16 protein-coding genes and 1 pseudogene are annotated in these 16,342 nt (G+C 46.5%); 9 read left to right on the forward strand and 8 right to left on the reverse strand.

The features are described from left to right. The first annotated feature begins 682 nt into the window (after positions 1 to 682). Complete coding sequence (locus QUB44_RS15660) at positions 683 to 1,171, forward strand: anti-sigma regulatory factor (protein WP_333369041.1); 489 nt, start codon at positions 683 to 685, stop codon at positions 1,169 to 1,171. A 264-nt stretch (positions 1,172 to 1,435) separates the two neighbouring features. Here the strand turns inward: QUB44_RS15660 and QUB44_RS15665 are convergent, their stop codons facing one another. Continuing rightward, positions 1,436 to 1,711, reverse strand: a complete 276-nt coding sequence (locus tag QUB44_RS15665; protein ID WP_333143284.1) for a DUF6439 family protein — start codon at positions 1,709 to 1,711, stop codon at positions 1,436 to 1,438. A gap of 118 nt (positions 1,712 to 1,829) precedes the next feature. Here QUB44_RS15665 and QUB44_RS15670 point away from each other — a divergent pair, with 118 nt between their 5' ends. From QUB44_RS15670 to QUB44_RS15680, 3 genes are all read left to right on the forward strand, one after another. Beyond that, entirely contained in the window at positions 1,830 to 2,195 is a 366-nt protein-coding gene (locus QUB44_RS15670; RefSeq protein WP_333369043.1) for a DUF2203 domain-containing protein, read from the forward strand. 116 nt (positions 2,196 to 2,311) lie between these two features. Further along, a complete protein-coding gene (gene asnS / locus QUB44_RS15675) occupies positions 2,312 to 3,703 on the forward strand; it encodes an asparagine--tRNA ligase (RefSeq protein WP_333369045.1) in 1,392 nt (463 codons plus the stop codon). Positions 3,704 to 4,284: 581 nt separating this feature from the next. Beyond that, a complete protein-coding gene (locus QUB44_RS15680; protein ID WP_333369047.1) occupies positions 4,285 to 5,031 on the forward strand; it encodes a Uma2 family endonuclease in 747 nt (248 codons plus the stop codon). Positions 5,032 to 5,267: 236 nt separating this feature from the next. On the opposite strand, the gene QUB44_RS15685 is transcribed toward QUB44_RS15680, so the two are convergent. The 3 genes from QUB44_RS15685 to QUB44_RS15695 form a co-directional block, all read right to left on the reverse strand. Further along, the gene (locus QUB44_RS15685; RefSeq protein ID WP_333369049.1) at positions 5,268 to 5,783 is read right to left on the reverse strand and encodes a hypothetical protein; all 516 of its coding nucleotides are present in this window, start codon (positions 5,781 to 5,783) and stop codon (positions 5,268 to 5,270) included. Between the two features lie 333 nt (positions 5,784 to 6,116). Further along, the gene (locus tag QUB44_RS15690; protein ID WP_333369050.1) at positions 6,117 to 7,598 is read right to left on the reverse strand and encodes a pitrilysin family protein; all 1,482 of its coding nucleotides are present in this window, start codon (positions 7,596 to 7,598) and stop codon (positions 6,117 to 6,119) included. 135 nt (positions 7,599 to 7,733) lie between these two features. Then, entirely contained in the window at positions 7,734 to 9,329 is a 1,596-nt protein-coding gene (locus tag QUB44_RS15695; protein ID WP_333369052.1) for a pitrilysin family protein, read from the reverse strand. A 282-nt stretch (positions 9,330 to 9,611) separates the two neighbouring features. Between QUB44_RS15695 and QUB44_RS15700 the strand changes: the two genes are divergently transcribed. Further along, the gene (locus tag QUB44_RS15700; protein ID WP_333369054.1) at positions 9,612 to 10,229 is read left to right on the forward strand and encodes a helix-turn-helix domain-containing protein; all 618 of its coding nucleotides are present in this window, start codon (positions 9,612 to 9,614) and stop codon (positions 10,227 to 10,229) included. A gap of 24 nt (positions 10,230 to 10,253) precedes the next feature. Then, the gene (locus QUB44_RS15705; protein WP_333369056.1) at positions 10,254 to 10,775 is read left to right on the forward strand and encodes a GNAT family N-acetyltransferase; all 522 of its coding nucleotides are present in this window, start codon (positions 10,254 to 10,256) and stop codon (positions 10,773 to 10,775) included. Between the two features lie 8 nt (positions 10,776 to 10,783). Here the strand turns inward: QUB44_RS15705 and QUB44_RS15710 are convergent, their stop codons facing one another. Further along, entirely contained in the window at positions 10,784 to 11,146 is a 363-nt protein-coding gene (locus QUB44_RS15710; protein WP_333369058.1) for a hypothetical protein, read from the reverse strand. 75 nt (positions 11,147 to 11,221) lie between these two features. Here QUB44_RS15710 and QUB44_RS15715 point away from each other — a divergent pair. Next, positions 11,222 to 11,419, forward strand: a pseudogene (locus QUB44_RS15715) (TetR/AcrR family transcriptional regulator); the annotation flags it as partial. Between the two features lie 49 nt (positions 11,420 to 11,468). On the opposite strand, the gene QUB44_RS15720 reads toward QUB44_RS15715, so the two are convergent. After that, positions 11,469 to 11,831: a hypothetical protein gene (locus QUB44_RS15720; RefSeq protein WP_333369060.1), complete on the reverse strand. Its 363-nt coding sequence runs from the start codon at positions 11,829 to 11,831 to the stop codon at positions 11,469 to 11,471. Between the two features lie 120 nt (positions 11,832 to 11,951). Between QUB44_RS15720 and QUB44_RS15725 the strand changes: the two genes are divergently transcribed. After that, positions 11,952 to 12,758, forward strand: coding sequence for a cobalamin biosynthesis protein (locus QUB44_RS15725; protein ID WP_333369062.1), 807 nt, complete (start codon positions 11,952 to 11,954; stop codon positions 12,756 to 12,758). A gap of 4 nt (positions 12,759 to 12,762) precedes the next feature. Here the strand turns inward: QUB44_RS15725 and QUB44_RS15730 are convergent, their stop codons facing one another. Continuing rightward, positions 12,763 to 13,131: a phage holin family protein gene (locus QUB44_RS15730; protein ID WP_333369064.1), complete on the reverse strand. Its 369-nt coding sequence runs from the start codon at positions 13,129 to 13,131 to the stop codon at positions 12,763 to 12,765. Positions 13,132 to 13,240: 109 nt separating this feature from the next. On the opposite strand from QUB44_RS15730, the gene QUB44_RS15735 reads away from it, so the two are divergent. Next, positions 13,241 to 13,738, forward strand: a complete 498-nt coding sequence (locus tag QUB44_RS15735; protein ID WP_333369066.1) for a pentapeptide repeat-containing protein — start codon at positions 13,241 to 13,243, stop codon at positions 13,736 to 13,738. A 189-nt stretch (positions 13,739 to 13,927) separates the two neighbouring features. On the opposite strand, the gene QUB44_RS15740 is transcribed toward QUB44_RS15735, so the two are convergent. After that, the gene (locus QUB44_RS15740) at positions 13,928 to 16,126 is read right to left on the reverse strand and encodes a transglycosylase SLT domain-containing protein (RefSeq protein WP_333369068.1); all 2,199 of its coding nucleotides are present in this window, start codon (positions 16,124 to 16,126) and stop codon (positions 13,928 to 13,930) included. Positions 16,127 to 16,342 lie beyond the last annotated feature (216 nt).

The raw sequence follows: 16,342 nt of genomic DNA on the forward strand, positions 1-16,342 counted from the left end.
ATTATTTACTTTAACTATTGTATCGCGACGTTCAGATTTATAAAGTGTCGCAAACGCGCCGGAATTCGGCTAGCAAAGGATTTGTCAATTTGGGCGAGTTGGGCTCTTGCGGGCGATCTCACTCATACGCAATAAGTTTTGTAACGAATATTGATTTTGTGAGGGTCGCACCAATGGGAGATATTTTGCCCGATCGCATTGGGGAAAGATATCGGGTTTTCGCTGCAACACACCTAGGTATGATGATTGTGCTGTGTGGCGGTAAGAGATAGCTCTGGGGCGATCGGTGCAAAGCTTGGCGGCGAGGGTCGAACCTGATTGGGGAGCGTTAAGGGATCGACTTTTTTATAGTTATTTCCGAGCTTTTCCAGGTGGGGATCGTTTGTTCAAGAGGTGTTGACGGCTTGGGGGATGCAGCGAACCTAAGCGTTGCGAGTTGGCAAAAGCTGAAATCAAAAATTTCGTGACCGGGAGAAGTTATAAGTAAAATTACTGATGGTTCTCTGCAGAAGTTTCTCAGAATCGCAGAATATTTTGTGACTTTGTTTGCTGTTCTTAATTGCTTTGATACTCTAAGATAGAAGTAGAGCTGCGCCGCTCAATTAATTAGCATTTTGAATACTAGGGAGCCAACTATGCAGGGTGTGAACTTTATCCACCTGAAAGTTAGGGAGTTTTCTGAGTGATTGCTATTTCACCTCGTCCGGTCGGACGCAATTGGATTACGATTAGCTTCGCTTCTACTCTATACCTTTGTCCTATTTTGGATCTGCTCCTAGCAGAGGTGCCAGATTACTGGCAAGCGGAATTGCGGTTGGGGCTTCAAGAAGCTTTGGTAAATGCTGCTAAGCATGGAAACAAATTAGACCCCGCTAAAACTGTTGGAGTCCGTTTTTCGATCGTCCAAAACCAATATTGGTGGGTGATATCGGATGAAGGTTCTGGCTTTAAGGCTCCTTGCGGTTGCAACCTTTATACCGATGATTGCGACAGTCTCCTAGCAGAGGACGTTGAAGATAACTCTGGACTACCCCATGTGGAACAGGAATGTGGTAGGGGGTTGTTTATTCTTTACCAAATATTTGATCGGGTAGAGTGGAATTCTGAAGGTACGGAGTTACGGCTGTGCAAAGAACTTGCCAGTCGCTACCGGCTGCCTCGCTTGCGCTAGCACCGCTATTTGGCAGTAGTTTTCACCTCAGCTAGACCTGGAAAATTTTTCGTTCTCGGGATCAAGCTTGCAGTGAGAATTTGAACGCTATGGCTATTGATAGCTGATCATAATGCAAAATGTGAGTTTTGAGTTAAAAAAGTATAAATCTTTTGAACTCACAATCGCGCTGCTCGATCAAGCGGCGCGATTGTCTAAGTTTTGAGCGACTACTCAAGTCAAAACTCAAAACCGCGAAGCGTTACGAAGAACGAAGCAATCTAATTATTTGCCGTGGGTGGGACAGGGAGGAGCAGATATTGATCGATCCAGCCATCCTGCTGCTTGGTTTAAGCGCGGGAGAGCTTCTTCGGGCTGTTTTTTGAGCAAAAAGACCAAAGCTGCCGCAGCTTGCTCGCAGGCCCGCGCGGAACGGTTGGCTTTGAGGCGGTGCCAATCTTTTTCGGCGATGGCGAGGCGCGCGGCTAGAGCTTGGGCTAATTCTACCGTGCTCAGCTCGTTGAGGTTGACAGTTTGGGTTGTTTGTGTAGTTTCAAGCATAATTGGCAATTATACGGATTTGGCTGCCGTTTCTGAATTTAAAAAATATACTGCATATAATAACAACTTAATTGGAAATCGGTTTTTTTTATTATTATTGTCAGGTTTGCAGATCGAAATGCCTCAACAGCCGTCAGAGTTAAATCCCGAAGAGCAAGAAAGTGAGTTTGTTGAAGCGATCGCAGCAGTTGAGCGATCGCTCGCAGCAGTCAAAGAACGGTACACTCAAATTCAGGTCGATCGACAGCGCCAAGTAGAACTCGGTCATCGGCGCGAAGAAATCCGCCAGTCGGGACGCCGAAATCCATTGCCCGAACTCAAAAAAGAATTGCGGGAAATTGAGCAAGAATTGGAAACTATCGAGTTGAATTTAGAAAGCAGCCTGTTTTCTTGGGGAAGCATAAAACAACCTTTTTGGCAAGCAGTTCGCTTTGGCGGACTTGGCATTTTGCTCGGTTGGATTTTGAAATCCTATGCAGGTTGAAGGATGTTGGGAGTTAGAATTTGGGATTTTTTTATTTACCGCAGAGGGCGCAGAGGGCGCAGAGGAAGAGAAAAAACAGAGATATGGTGCAAAATATTAAATAAACAGGAGTGGATATGACAACTCAACGAATTGCAGCAATACTGCGCGCCGGTGAACCAGACGAAACTGTAACTGTTCAAGGTTGGGTTCGTACCAAACGCGAATTGAAAGAATTTGCCTTTGTCGAAGTCAACGATGGTTCGGCGATGGCTAACTTGCAAGTAGTCATAAATTCCGATTTGCCAGACTTTGAAAATGTACTGAAACAACTGAATACAGGTGCATCTCTTGAAGTGTCGGGAGTGCTGGTAGCATCTCCAGCAAAAGGACAGCGAATTGAGTTGAAAGCCTCACAAGTACAAGTTTACGGCGATGCAGACCCGCAAACTTACCCGTTGCAAAAAAAGCGCCATTCCTTTGAATTTTTGCGGACAATCGCGCATTTGCGGCCGCGCACAAACACCCACGGTGCTGTCTTTCGAGTCCGCAATGCTTGTTCGGCGGCGGTACACCAATTTTTTCAAGAACGCGGTTTTTTGTGGGTTCATACTCCGATTATTGCTGCTAGCGACTGCGAAGGTGCGGGGGAAATGTTCGGCGTTACCAACTTTGATTTAAAGAATGTGCCGCGCACTGATTCTCAAGAGGTTGATTATGCTAAAGACTTTTTTGGAAAGCGCGCTTATTTAACAGTTAGTGGCCAGTTGGAAGCGGAAGTTATGGCGCTGGCTTTCGGAAATGTTTACACTTTTGGCCCGACTTTCCGAGCGGAAAATTCTAATACTTCGCGACATTTGGCTGAGTTTTGGATGATTGAACCGGAGATGGCTTTCTGCGATTTGCAGGGAGATATGGATTTGGCTGAGGCGTTTTTAAAGTACATTTTTAAATACGTTTTGGATCATTGCCCGGAAGATATGGAGTTTTTCAATGAGCGCATTGACAAAACGGTTTTGGCTACTGCTGAAAATATCATTAATAATCAGTTCGAGCGGATTACTTATACCGAGGCGATCGCTCTTTTGGAAAAAGCAGACAAAAAGTTTGATTTTCCGGTAAGTTGGGGCTTGGATTTGCAGTCGGAACACGAGCGTTATTTGGCGGAGGACTTATTTAAAAAGCCGACGATTGTCAGCGATTATCCCGTCGGAATTAAAGCATTTTATATGCGTTTAAATGATGACGAGAAAACGGTGCGAGCCATGGATGTTTTGGCTCCTAATATTGGGGAAATTATCGGCGGTTCGCAGCGCGAAGAAAGGCTGGATGTGTTGGAGCGGCGCATGGAAGCCCAGGGTATGAATAAGGAGGAATTGTGGTGGTATTTGGATTTGCGCCGCTACGGTACTGTGCCTCACGCTGGGTTTGGTTTGGGATTTGAACGGTTAGTGCAGTTTATGACGGGAATGGGGAATATTCGGGATGTGATTCCGTTTCCGAGAGCGCCTTTGACTATTGATTTTTAGCTGAGGTTCGTAGTGAGGACTTTAGTCCGCATTCATCAAAAAATTGGGTAGAAACCCCGTCCTTTTAGGACGGCTTTGTGTTACAATATGATTGGTCAATGACCCACCCGCGACGATGGAGACATAAACCCTAACACCAAAGCTTGCAATGACTGCAACGGGGAAGAAAAATCGGTAGACCGGGAAAAGAGGACAGGGCAATGGGCAGTCCACCCCTAGAATCAAACAACAAAGATTTTTGTTGGTATTCGACACATAAAACCGCAGGGCTTGCGGGGTTAGTCTGTGGAGCGAGCATAAGACCAAATCTCCTTGAGGGTGGAGGCAGTTGCATTCGAAGCAGAAAGGTTCAAGAAGTGATTCTTGGAATCACTGTGCCTTTAGGTCAGTGAAGATGTCAAGAAGGACTAAAGTCCCCACTACACACATCTTAATTGGTTCCCAGGCTCCAGCCTGGGAAACTATATCCAGAGGCTCTGCCTCGCTTGGTAAAATGGAGGCAGAGCCTCCCGATCGGCGTTACGAGGCTGGAGCCGGGTAACGAGTAATCTAAAATATAAAATCTCAAATGGTATGAGCTAATGGTACTTCAAATCCCATCGAGTTCCAAAGCACCAACTGTCACCTGGGAAGCCTTACCAGCCGACTTTGTATTACCGGACGATCCTGTGGAAAATATTCAACAACCGCCCCTTGCGGCCGCTCTCACCGATGCTCTGGGAGCCGCTGGACGCATTCAGCCGATCGCCCTAATCGGTTCCAATTTTGGACTGGTAGCGACTGTAAATAAGCAGATTGTAGTTAAAGCACCGGATTGGTTTTTCGTGCCGCAAGTGCATCCAGTTGCTGAGGGGACGATTCGCCGCAGCTACACGCCGAATCTGGAGGGTGCGCCGGTATCGGTGGTGATGGAGTTTTTGTCTAATGAAGATTACAGCGAATTGTCTGTGCGATCGACTCCTCCCTACGGCAAGCTCTACTTCTACGAACAGATTCTGCAAGTGCCCACCTACGTCACCTACGACCCCTACGAGCCCAAGCTGGAAGTGCGGTATCTGCAAAATGGAGCCTATGAAACGCAGGCTGCTGATGCTGAGGGACGGGTGCGGATTCCAGAGTTAGATTTGTGGCTGGGGATTTGGTCGGGGGAACGGCTGGGCCAAACTATGAATTGGCTGCGCTGGTGGGATTCGCAGGGAAATTTGCTGCTGTGGAGCTCGGAACAGGCCCAACATGAACGGCTGCTGGCTCAACAGGAACGCCAGCGGGCGGAGGTATTGGCGGCAAAGTTGCGCGAGTTGGGTGTCGATCCCGATCGGCTAACGTGAAAGGGCGGGATGTCTGTCAGTTAGCCGTAGGGTGAGTCGGCATCGAATAATTTAAAAATAAAGAGCAACAATCTCACAGCGAGGCACTACACAATAGTCAGGTGCGTCGCCATCGCAAATCCCCAAATTCGATCGAAATTCTCACTTATTTTCTCATTCGCAGTGTGACACTGAACGGGAGCGGAATGTGTGTTTTAGGTAAGCAACGGCATTACTGCATCTGTCTGAGGAATTTCTTAACGCAGCCGCTCCCATTTGCTTTTCCAATGTTCATTAAAATGGTGGAGGCTATAAGCCTCAAAAGGCAAACTACGACACAGCGAGAAATAACAACGTTCTGTTAGTAGTTCTTCCCATTGCCTAATCAAACTTAAAGTAGAGCCAGGTTCTTCATCCCATTTCTTGTAAGGTTGTCCGTCCCATCCTTTAGCATCAAGAAAATCTTGCCATTCACATTGCTCAAAGTTAAGTTGGTGGTCTTCAATCACAGACCGAATAGCTCCATAGCCACGGGGTCCTTCACCGTTATAACCAAAGCTCGTACCCCAAACATTTATAACCGCAGTAAAATTGCCAATAGAATTAGGATTTTTGAAAAATGCAATGAAGGTGCTTTGACTTTCTTCATATTTCCTGTACAAATGCAAAACCAGAATCAAATTATCGGGGGAATCTTTAATAAGCTTGATAATCGTACCAATTCCTTGCGTGGTCTTTGCTAAGGAAGGGATTACGACGTTAATGGCACTCATACTTGCTCCTTGTTGCAAAAAATATTTTATATTTTAACTGATCCACAAAAATAGCACAAGCAATTATAATAATGTAGCGAGCGGCGGAAAACATGGATTAGAAAAAACTGCCTTAGTTTGTAGCTGTAGGGTGCGTCGCCGTTGTAAATTCACAAATAAAGAGCGACAATCTCACAGCTACGCACCACACAATAGTCAGGTGCGTCGCCATCAAGAATTTACAAAGAAAGAGCGAAGTTTTGGCAGCGACGCACCCTACAAAATACTTCCCAAAATGGAGGCATAGCCTCCGGATCTGCGTTACCAGGCAGAGCCTGATAACGAGTAAATAAATTAAGTCGCCGAGGGAATAGTGATATCAACAGATTGCACTTTGACCGAAGTTCCCAAACTCGATAACGGCGGTTGAATTGCCGCCGTATTTCCCACTACTAATGTTACCAGATTTTCCGGTTTCAAGTAAGTCTTGGCTACGCGCTGCACGTCGGCAATTGTTGCTGCTTCGATGCTGCGGCGGTAGCGAAAAATGAAATCTTCGGGATAACCGTAGTATTCGTAGCGCATTAATCGCGACAAAGTTTGACTGGGATTTTCAAATTTGAAGATGAAAGAATTTAGGGTGGAATCTTTAGCAAAAGCTAATTCTTCCGGGGTAATTGGTTCGGTGCGGATACGATCGATCTCTGCCCGAATTGCCTGGATAAACGGTACTGTGGCGTCCGATCGCGTTTGGCCTCCAGCCACAAACACCCCCGGATAGTCATATCTCGGACTCCAAGCCGCGTATACTGAATAAGCTAAGCCTTGGCGCGATCGCACGTTATTGAACAAACGGCCACCGAAACCGTTGAGAACCCCATTCATTACGTCCAAAGCACCGTAATCTGGACTGCTGAGCATTCCGCCCAAATGTCCCATTTGCACGTAACTTTGACTTAATTGTGGCTGATTTACCAAAAATATGCCACCTTGATTTGCCGGCGATACCGTTGGTAACGGCGGCACTTCTGCACTTTGACTCGGTTGCCAGTTGCCGAATTTTTGCTCGACGAGCGATCGCATTTTAGAAGTGTCAAAGTCGCCAGAAATACCCAAAATCATGTTTTTGGGGTGGAAATATTTTTGGTAGAAACTCACCAAATCGTCGCGGGAAATGTTGGCGAGGGTTTTGTATTCTACAGTGCGCGCGTAAGGACTGCGATCGCCGTAAATTAACTTTTCAAACTCGCGGCCGGTAATGTCGTCAGGATCGTCATTGCGGCGGGCGATCGCACCTTGAGTTTGATTCTTCGCTAAATCCAACTTTTCCTGAGCAAATATTGGCTCCCGAATCACTTCCGCAAATAAGTCAAATACGGGTTCCAAATCTTCAGCTAAAGCACTAAAATTAGCGCTGCCCGAACTAACATCAATCCCCGTTTCTACCGAAGCTGCTCGCTGTTCTAGCAACTGATTTAGTTCATCAGCCGTATGCCGGCTCGTGCCGCCAGTTCGCATCACTTCTCCTGTCAAGCTTCCCAGTCCGATTTTATCGGCAGGTTCAAAGCGCTCGCCCGTGCGAAATAGCGCCGTTCCCCCAACTAACGGGAGTTCCCGGTCTTCCATCAGATACACCCGGATGCCATTTTTTAGCTCGAAGCGAGTGTATTTAGGCAGTTTAATTTCTGGCACCGGCGGGAATGTTAATTCGTCGTAGTGTTTGGGTGCAGCCGCTAAGGAAGGTAACAAATTAAACGTGCCAAGTGAAACAGTAAAAAAGCAAAGCGACAGCAGAAATAACTTTACTTTTTTCAGTCTCAATTTAGTCCTTTTCATTCTTTCTCCAATGTTTCCTATTGTGATGATGCTAAATCGAGGCAGAGCCTCTGGATGTATGTGCGTTCCCAGGCAGAGCCTGGAAACGAGTGTTTCTTCCTTCTTCCTTCTTCCTTCTTCCTTCTTCCTTCTTCTTTACAGTGGCAAAAGCTTGCCAATCGTGCGATTTTCCGGGCGGAAAGTTGCCTGAGCGACACGCTGAATGTCAGCAGGAGTAACAGCCGCGATCGCATCCAATTCCTTGAACAAATTTCGCCACGAACCGGTGTTTACTTGATAGTCCACCAGCGCAAATGCCATGCCCATATTAGAATTGAGCGATCGCAACAAATCGGCTCTCGCCTGAGTTTTCACGCGCTCCAATTCCAAAGCAGAAACCGGCTCAGTTTTCAGGCGCTCGATTTCCTTGTTCAAAGCTGCCGCCACCTCATCAACCGTGTGGCCCGGAGCAGTTTGAGCGTAAAATAACATCAAATTCGGATACTTTTCCCCCGGATAACCGCTGAAACCTTGAGCAGCCAGCGCCAATTGCTGTTGTTCTACCAAAGATTTGTAGAGCCGAGAAGTGCGGCCATCGCTGAGCAAAGAACCAATCATTTCATAAACCGCATTGTCGGGATGATTCATCGCCGGCCGGTGGTATCCTTCCAAATACCAAGGTTGAGTTTGTAATTTCAGCGTCACTTCCTTAGTTTGCGTTTGGGGAGGTTCGACAATCTGCAATTCTGGAGGCGCTGGTTTCGCCTTGTAACGGCCGAAATAAATTTGAGCGAGTCGCTTCACCTCCGAAGCTTTCACGTCTCCTACCACCGCAACAGTAAGCTTGCTGGGGACGTAGTGAGTCTCGAAAAACTTCTGCACGTCGCTGCGGCTGAGGTTTTTAATGTCTTCACTGTAGCCAATTACGGGGCGGCGGTAGGGATGAGCAGAGAAAGCTTTGTTGGCAAAAAGTTCGACCATTTGTCCGATCGGAGAATTCTCGGTTCGTAGCCTGCGCTCTTCTAAAATTACCTGTTTTTCTTTGTAAAATTCCCGAAATACTGGTTCTAGAAATCGCTCGGATTCCAGCGACATCCACATTTCTAACTTATTAGCTGGAAGGCTATAAAAATACATTGTGGCGTCGGTGGAAGTAGCGGCATTTAGTCCGACTCCGCCTGCTTGTTCCACTATTTTGCCTAGTTCATTGCGCTTGACAAATTGCGAAGCCTCGGCTTCAACTTTGTCAAATTCTGCTTTTAATTGGGCGACTTCTTCAGTTTTGCCGCTGGCCTTGGCTGCTTGCATTTGCTCGAAGAGTTGGTCTTGTTTTTCTAGCAGCGGCTTTTCGGCTTGGTAGTCGGTAGTGCCGATTTTTGGCGTGCCTTTGAAGGCTAAATGTTCGAGATAGTGAGCGACACCTGTTTGGCCGTCGGGTTCGTTTGCCCCACCCACATCGGCGTGTATCAGAAACGATGCTACGGGCGCTCTGGGCCTTTCGAGTACGATGAATTTCATGCCGTTGTCGAGCTTAAATTCGCTGACTTGGCTGATTACTCGATCAAGTGATGGTTGAACAGAGACTGCTTGGGAGCCACTAGCAGGGTTGGGGCGGGCGAGGGCGATTTCCGGGGAAATTCCCCACCACAGCAGTACAGCGGCCAGCAGGGAGGCTATGAATCGAGTTTGGCGATCGGGCGATTCCCTACGGGATAGCTTCGCTTCACGGGGTTTTTGGAACTGCGGGGTCATTCGATTTTAGATTTTAGATTTTAGATTTTGGAGTGTCAAACAAAAAAATGTTTGTGCTCGGTGGTCAGAGATTCTTTTCTCAGGATAAAGATTTTTGGAGGCATAAGCGATCTGTTGCGCCCCAGATGTTAGGCTGATACAGCAAATCTCAAAAAGGGTATGGAGCCCGGCGAGGAGTTTTAAGTTTGGGATCAAAGCCGCGCACAACTTAAAACTTAACATTATTTAGCCATTCCGTCCCGATCCCGTAGTTCCAAGTCGCAAATTACCGATTGCAAAGCCATGCGAATTTTTAATCAGTCTCCTCCTTCTGAAACAGAAACCAAGAAGCGGATTTTACAAGCCGCTCAGCGGTTGTTTGCCCGCAGCGGATACGACGGCACGACAACTCGCGATTTAGCAGCGGCGGCGGGGGTGGCAGAGGGTACGCTATTTCGGCATTTTGATAATAAAAAAGCGATTTTGATTGAGGTAGCGACGGAAGGATGGGTGGAGTTGCTGACGGATTTGCTGACTGAATTAAGCGAGATGGGCAGTTACAAAGCAGTGGCTCAGGTGATGCGGCGGCGGATGCTGAATATCCGCGAGAATAGTGACATGATGCGGGTGTGTTTTTTGGAAGCGCAATTTCACCCGGATTTGCGCGACAGAATTCAGTTGGAAGTCATCGGAAAAATGAGCGATGTTGCTGAGGCTTTTTTTGAAACGGCGATGGAAAAAGGAGTTTATCGGAAGATGAATCCGAAGATTGTCGCTCAGGTATTTTTGGGGATGTTTGCAGTCGCGGGTTTCAGTCAAAATACGATTATGGAGCCGAATGCTTCTGTGCAGGAAATGCAGGAAATGGCTGAAGGACTCGCTGATATTTTTCTGAATGGGGTTTTGCTGAAAGATCAATAATTAGAGCAACAGGCAAAAGTTGTTATGGACAAAATTTTGGGCTATTCTATTCGGCCGCTAACCCAGGAAGACGAGCCTTTTCTCTGGCAAATGCTATATGAAGCGGCGCACATGGCAGAAGAAGGCGAATCAACGGTGCAAGCGGTTGTGAATCATCCTTTAATTGCGAAATATGTGAAGAATTGGGGACGTGCAAACGATCTGGGCTTCGCAGCAATCGAATTGAACGGGAGCCAGCCTGTAGGAGCCGCCTGGCTGCGTTTGTTTACAGAGGACGACAAGGGGTTTGGCTGGGTTGACGATACTATCCCGGAATTGGCGATCGCCGTTCTTCCAGAATATACAAATCAGGGTGTAGGAACGCAGTTGCTGGATCGTTTGTTGTCCGCAGCAAAAGCATCTTATCGATCGGTATCCCTGAGTGTCAGAAGCTCGAATCGAGCCCTGAGTTTGTACGAGCGATCGGGATTTAAAGTAATTGACGGAAGCGAGACAATCAACCGCACAGCAGGGACATCATTCACGATGAAAGTTGATTTTGATTAAGTGAATTATTACTCTATATATTCGTACATTTGCTGTACCCAATTCTCCCGATTATCCTGCCATTCATCCGTCACTACTTCCCAAGTTGTATTGCTCTCAAGTTCCAGCAATAGACTTGATACTTCTTCCAGCGTCGATGCTATATGACATTCTTTTACCCAACTTTCACGGATCACTTTCCAGAGACTTTGTACCGCTTCTCGCTGAAAATTTGATTCTAATTCAACTAGCAATTTGGCTAGGTGTTGTTCGTCACTTGCTGCTGACACCTCGCTCATCCAACACTCACGACGTTCTTTCCATTCTTCCCTCACTGCCTCCCAGTTTAGGTGGGCTTGAAACTCTAACAGTAATTGGTTTAGTTCTACCATATTAAATTTTGTCTTGTTTGCAGTTTGTGCTATTTTTGTACAAATTTTATTGATTGAGAGTGTTGGTTTTTTATAATGAGCGATGTGGCTGAGGCTTTTTGGGAAACGGCTCAGGTATTTTTGGGAATGTTTGCAGTCGCGCCCTTCAGTCAAAATACGATTATGGAGCCGAATGCTTCTCGGCAGCAAATGCAGGAAATGGCTGAAGGACTCGCTGATATTTTTCTAAATGGGGTTTTGCAGAAAGATGAAGAATTAGTGATTAGTCATTAGGAAATTTTAGAGCCTGAAAACGCATATCACAGGCTCTGACTCCTCGAAACTACTCATTAAACTTGTGCATTTGCTGTACCCATTTCTCGCGATTCTGCTGCCATTCATCGGTCACCGCTTCCCAATTTGTATTAGTTTCAAGTTCCAGCAATAAACTTGATACTTCTTGAACAATTGATGCTGCCAGACATTCTTCTACCCAACGGTCTCGACGCTCTTGCCACTGAATATCCACCGATGCCCACTGCAAGTTAGATTCCAATTCAACTAGCAGTTTTGCTAGATATGTCAGGTTAACTGATGCTGCCACCTCGCTAACCCAACTTTCCCGGCGGTCTATCCATTCTTTTGTCACTCCTTCCCATTTGAGGTTGCTTTCAAACTCTAACAGTAACTGATTTAGTTCTACCATTTTAAATCTTGATCCTTTTGTAGTTTGTGCTACAATTATACCAAAAATTTTAATAAACAAAGTGTTAATCTTTTTTTAAGATTGCGGTTGCAGTGAAACTACAGAATAGATAATTGAATAATGAGCGATGAATTTACTTTAGATATGCTAGAGATTCCCAGCGGTTGGAGGCGGGGCGAAGGTGACTGGACAGGAGTGGCGGCGGCTCTTGCTAGAGGAGAAACTGTAGAAGTAATTCAAGAAGTTGGTTCTACTTTGTGGCAAAACAGTCTGCCAGAAAAACATTGTTTGTATTGGGAGGGGGAAATTTTATCAACTATCAAAGGCAGAATTTGGATTAGTTTCACCCAGAGAAGATTTTCGCCAGAATCTGCTTTGCCAAAGGTTCAGTGGCATCCGAGAGTGTTGTGGGTAGGGATAGGTTGTGAACGCGGAACAGGGCGAGAATTAATCGAAACTGCGATTAAACAAGTATGCCGTGCTTATCATTTAGCGGAAAGTGCGATCGCAGGTATTGCTACAATAGACACTAAAGCAGGTGAAGTCGGCTTGCTGGAACTTTGTCAAGCGCGAAACTGGCCGTTAAAAACCTTTGCTGCTGACATTTTAAGTTCCGTAGAAGTCCCCAACCCTTCCAATATTGTAGTCAAAGAAGTCGGCACGCCCAGCGTAGCAGAAGCTGCCGCACTTTGTGCGATCGAACTGATATCTTGTACCGTTTTCAATAACAGGCAAGATGCCTGTTCCACAAAGAGTGAATCTGCTTGTGGGGTGGACATCCTGCCCGCCCGTGAAAGGCTTTTAGTCCCTAAACAAATATTTCGCAGCAAAAATCCCCCCCTTTCACAAGGAGGGGTTAGGGCGGGTTCTGCGGTAACAGTAGCGGTGGCAGTTTGCCCGATCGAATATCTGGAATCTCTGGGGTAATGTATTACTGAGACAAAGTATTGGCATTCACAAATCGACCAATCAACCCAGAAACAAATGACAACACAATGGAACCTAGCAAAGCCGGCCAAAAACCGTTAACCGCAAAGCCGATATTGAACGCACCCGCCAACCACGAAGCCAGGGAAAGCGAAATTGCATTCACAACGAATAAAAACAAACCTAAAGTAATAATGGTCAAAGGCAGCGTCAGCAATGTAAGAATCGGTCTGACAACCGCGTTCACCAATCCGATAACAACAGCAGCCAGCATCGCCGCCGGAAAGCTAACCACGGTAATACCTGGTACAATGTAAGCTGTAATGACCAGGGAAACCGCTGCTACTATCCAAGTTAAGAAAAAACTTAGCATTTCGTTTTTTTCATCTCCATCACTATTAATTAAGATTGTACCTGTTTAGTCGATCGACTAAAGTTCGGGATACACTACGAAATACCCACCTTCCGAGAATATCAGACTTATGAAACTCCGGCAACTAGCAGCATTCCTATTCGCGCTAACTATCTTCATCCTCCCGCGGCCAGCCCTGGCTCAATCTAAATATTACGCTCCTCCGCTGTCCTTTAGCAACGCCGAACTGACAAGACGCGATTTTTCTGGTCAAATGCTGCGGGCCGCTGAGTTTTCTAACGCTAATATGGACTTGACTAATTTTTCTAATGCCGATTTGCGGGGAGCAATTATGAGTGCTTCGGTGATGACTGAGGCGAATTTGCACGGAGCAAATTTAACTAATGCAATGATAGATCAAGTTAAATTTACCAAGGCCGATTTAAGCGATGCAGTTTTAGCGGAAACAATTTTGCTGCGTTCTACTTTTGAGGGAGCTGATATCACCGGCGCTGACTTTACCGACGCCATTATGGATGGTGCACAAGTTAAAGAATTGTGCACAAAGGCAAGTGGCATTAATTCTCAAACAGGGATTTCTACTCGCGAGTCTTTGGGATGCCGCTGATATCATCTCCGGTCAATTACTGATGATTGTTTATTGGGTGGGGGCGGGTTTTTGAGATTGTTTGTTTGGGGCGATTATGGTTGGTGGAACCCGCCCCTACGAAACCATATTTTGTAGGGGCGGGTTCCACCAAAAAGATATAACGATTACCAACAATTTAGATAAACCCGCCCCCACACCACGAATAATTCACTTTGCTTTTTTCTGAGCAGCCGCATAATGCTCACTCATTAACTGATTAACTTCGGGATTGTAAATCCGCAGATAATTCCAGTAATTCTCAAACACCGATTTCACGTATCCTTTGGTTTCAGGAAACGGAATCTTTTCCGCAAAAGCATCCGGATCACTAAAACTAAACCTCTTCAACCAATCTGATACTGCATTTGGCCCGGCATTATAACTCGCCACAGCTAACATCGAGTTATTCTTGTACTCGTCGTGAGTGTGATCCAAATACCACGTGCCGAGTTTAACGTTGTCGTCCACATTCTCCAATGAATACTTTTTGAGGCTGATTTGTGCAGCAACCCAAGCTGCTGTTTCCGGCATTACTTGCATTAAACCAGTGGCGCCAACTGATGATTTGATTGCGGGCATAAACCGCGATTCTTGCCGGATTAATGCTGTTACTAATACTGGATTTATTGTGCGTTCTTTTGACCACTTGACAATGGTTTCTAAGTAAGGAAAAGGATAAAGTGCTTGCCAATAAATCGGTTGCTGTCTGAGTTCGAGGTATTGGGTTCTATCATCTGGTTTATCGCGCTGCCGCAAACTACCAACCATCCACAAACCGTCTAAATTGTCTCCGACTGCAACTCGCATTAAACCGTCGGTAAACTGTTCGGCAATACTTGGTTCTACGCGGTCGATAAATTCTATTTGCCACAGCGTCCAAGCATCTCTATCTTGACCTAATTGATAGAGTTCTTTCAAGGCAGGAGAACCTGCAGTGGGTTCGGGGCGCTGAGGTGGCCGCGCTACATTGGGAGACAAATCTCGGACTGTGGTAAAGTCGCCGACTGGCCAGCCGAGAAGTACAGCCGATCGCCATGCGAAATATGATTCTGGATAACGTAAGATCGTGTAGTCAAATGCAGTCTTGGCGTCTTGTTGGCGGCCGAGTTGCTGTGCCCATTTCCCGACCCAAAATGCTGCTTCTGGAGCTTGTTCGCTGTCGGGATTGTGGGTGGTTAATTCTCTCGCCCACTGCCAAGCTGATTTTAAATCTCCGCCTTTGGCATACTGCTGAGCGATCGTCCACCGCAATTCGCCTGCTTTATCAGAATTATTGTATTTTGTCAAGAGCAACTTGCGGGTTTCTGAGGCGGATTTACCGCTGCGTGCTTTGTCGAGAAGTTGGGATTTATCTAACAAAGCTTCGGGGGCATAATTGGGGAATTTGCTAATAACTCGATCGAGGAAAACGATCGCATCCTTTGGCTCGCTCAGCCGCGACAGCCGAATTAAACCCAAACCAGTATCTTCGGCATCGGGAAACTCGCGCACTAATTCTTGATAGGCAATTCTCGATTCCGGGATTTTTCCGTCGAGCCACAAACCGCGAGCTTTGCGGTAAAGATTTTTGGCGTTGCGGGGAGCTTTCCCGTAAGCAATAGCTCCTTTGCCATAATCTTGTTTTTCCCAATAGCCAAAGGCAATTTCTTCCCAATCTTCCGGTTTCAAACCGGCGCTGTTTCGCTGCACCAGTTGTTCCAAAATTGTCCCGTAATCTTTGACATAATGACCGTATTTTGCTACGAGCAGCATTAACTGCGGCTGATTAGGGTTTTCTTTTAACTTGCGGAGGGCAATTTCTACGCTGCGGGGATGACCAGGAAATTCACTAATTGCCTGTTGCCAATATTCCGGTTTTGACTTGCCTAAAACATATAAAGCTTCCGCTGCTACTGGGTCGCTCGGATAGTTTTTGAGTAGTTCCTGCCAAGCTTTTTGGACTTTGCCTTTGTCGCCGCTCAATTGGTAGGCTTGGGCCCTTTTTAGGGCAATGTGAGCAGCTAAAACCGGATATTCTTGCTCTAATTTGTCCAATAATTTTAATGCTTTGGCGGCATTTCCTTGCTGGATTAAATCGCTGGCCAGCAGGTAGCGGGCACGGCTTTGAGGGGAGATTTCCTGCTGCGGGTTCGCACTTGCAGACTGAGTGGTTGCGAGTTCAACTAATTTCGCCGATCGCTCGCTCGGTGACAGCGATACCAGCATCTTGACTTGCGATTCGGAATTGGCTGCCTCCAGGGGCTGCTCGGCCTTCTGGGATGAGCCCAAACCCATCAATTTCATCGCAGCAACCAAAGAGCCGATCGCAATAACGCAAACTGAAACGCTGATTAAAACAGAAAATCGGGTCCGGCGTCGTTTTAGCATGGGAAAATTTAAGAGAATAAGATATAGAGAACCGATCGTTGGTCAAAAGCCATCACACGCAGGATGGGTGTTCCACGCCATCACAGGCAGGATGCCTGTTCAACGAGAAATAAATGTTAATAGTGGGGCAAAAACGGACAGCAGACCCCCACACAGATGATTGAGATTGGTGGAAGATCCGATCGCAGGCGGACTTGGCTGATATAGTAGCAGAAT

Origin of the sequence: Microcoleus sp. AT3-D2, from assembly GCF_036705715.1 — a bacterium.
Taxonomy (GTDB): Bacteria; Cyanobacteriota; Cyanobacteriia; order Cyanobacteriales; family Microcoleaceae; genus Microcoleus.

Excerpts from the sequence above, each read along its gene's own strand:
- QUB44_RS15665 (WP_333143284.1), bottom strand. The coding sequence starts at position 1,711 with ATGCTTGAAACTACACAAACAACCCAAACTGTCAACCTCAACGAGCTG.
- QUB44_RS15670 (WP_333369043.1), top strand. The coding sequence starts at position 1,830 with ATGCCTCAACAGCCGTCAGAGTTAAATCCCGAAGAGCAAGAAAGTGAG.
- asnS (WP_333369045.1), top strand. The coding sequence starts at position 2,312 with ATGACAACTCAACGAATTGCAGCAATACTGCGCGCCGGTGAACCAGAC.
- QUB44_RS15680 (WP_333369047.1), top strand. The coding sequence starts at position 4,285 with ATGGTACTTCAAATCCCATCGAGTTCCAAAGCACCAACTGTCACCTGG.
- QUB44_RS15685 (WP_333369049.1), bottom strand. The coding sequence starts at position 5,783 with ATGAGTGCCATTAACGTCGTAATCCCTTCCTTAGCAAAGACCACGCAA.
- QUB44_RS15690 (WP_333369050.1), bottom strand. The coding sequence starts at position 7,598 with ATGAAAAGGACTAAATTGAGACTGAAAAAAGTAAAGTTATTTCTGCTG.
- QUB44_RS15695 (WP_333369052.1), bottom strand. The coding sequence starts at position 9,329 with ATGACCCCGCAGTTCCAAAAACCCCGTGAAGCGAAGCTATCCCGTAGG.
- QUB44_RS15700 (WP_333369054.1), top strand. The coding sequence starts at position 9,612 with ATGCGAATTTTTAATCAGTCTCCTCCTTCTGAAACAGAAACCAAGAAG.
- QUB44_RS15705 (WP_333369056.1), top strand. The coding sequence starts at position 10,254 with ATGGACAAAATTTTGGGCTATTCTATTCGGCCGCTAACCCAGGAAGAC.
- QUB44_RS15710 (WP_333369058.1), bottom strand. The coding sequence starts at position 11,146 with ATGGTAGAACTAAACCAATTACTGTTAGAGTTTCAAGCCCACCTAAAC.
- QUB44_RS15720 (WP_333369060.1), bottom strand. The coding sequence starts at position 11,831 with ATGGTAGAACTAAATCAGTTACTGTTAGAGTTTGAAAGCAACCTCAAA.
- QUB44_RS15725 (WP_333369062.1), top strand. The coding sequence starts at position 11,952 with ATGAGCGATGAATTTACTTTAGATATGCTAGAGATTCCCAGCGGTTGG.
- QUB44_RS15730 (WP_333369064.1), bottom strand. The coding sequence starts at position 13,131 with ATGCTAAGTTTTTTCTTAACTTGGATAGTAGCAGCGGTTTCCCTGGTC.
- QUB44_RS15735 (WP_333369066.1), top strand. The coding sequence starts at position 13,241 with ATGAAACTCCGGCAACTAGCAGCATTCCTATTCGCGCTAACTATCTTC.
- QUB44_RS15740 (WP_333369068.1), bottom strand. The coding sequence starts at position 16,126 with ATGCTAAAACGACGCCGGACCCGATTTTCTGTTTTAATCAGCGTTTCA.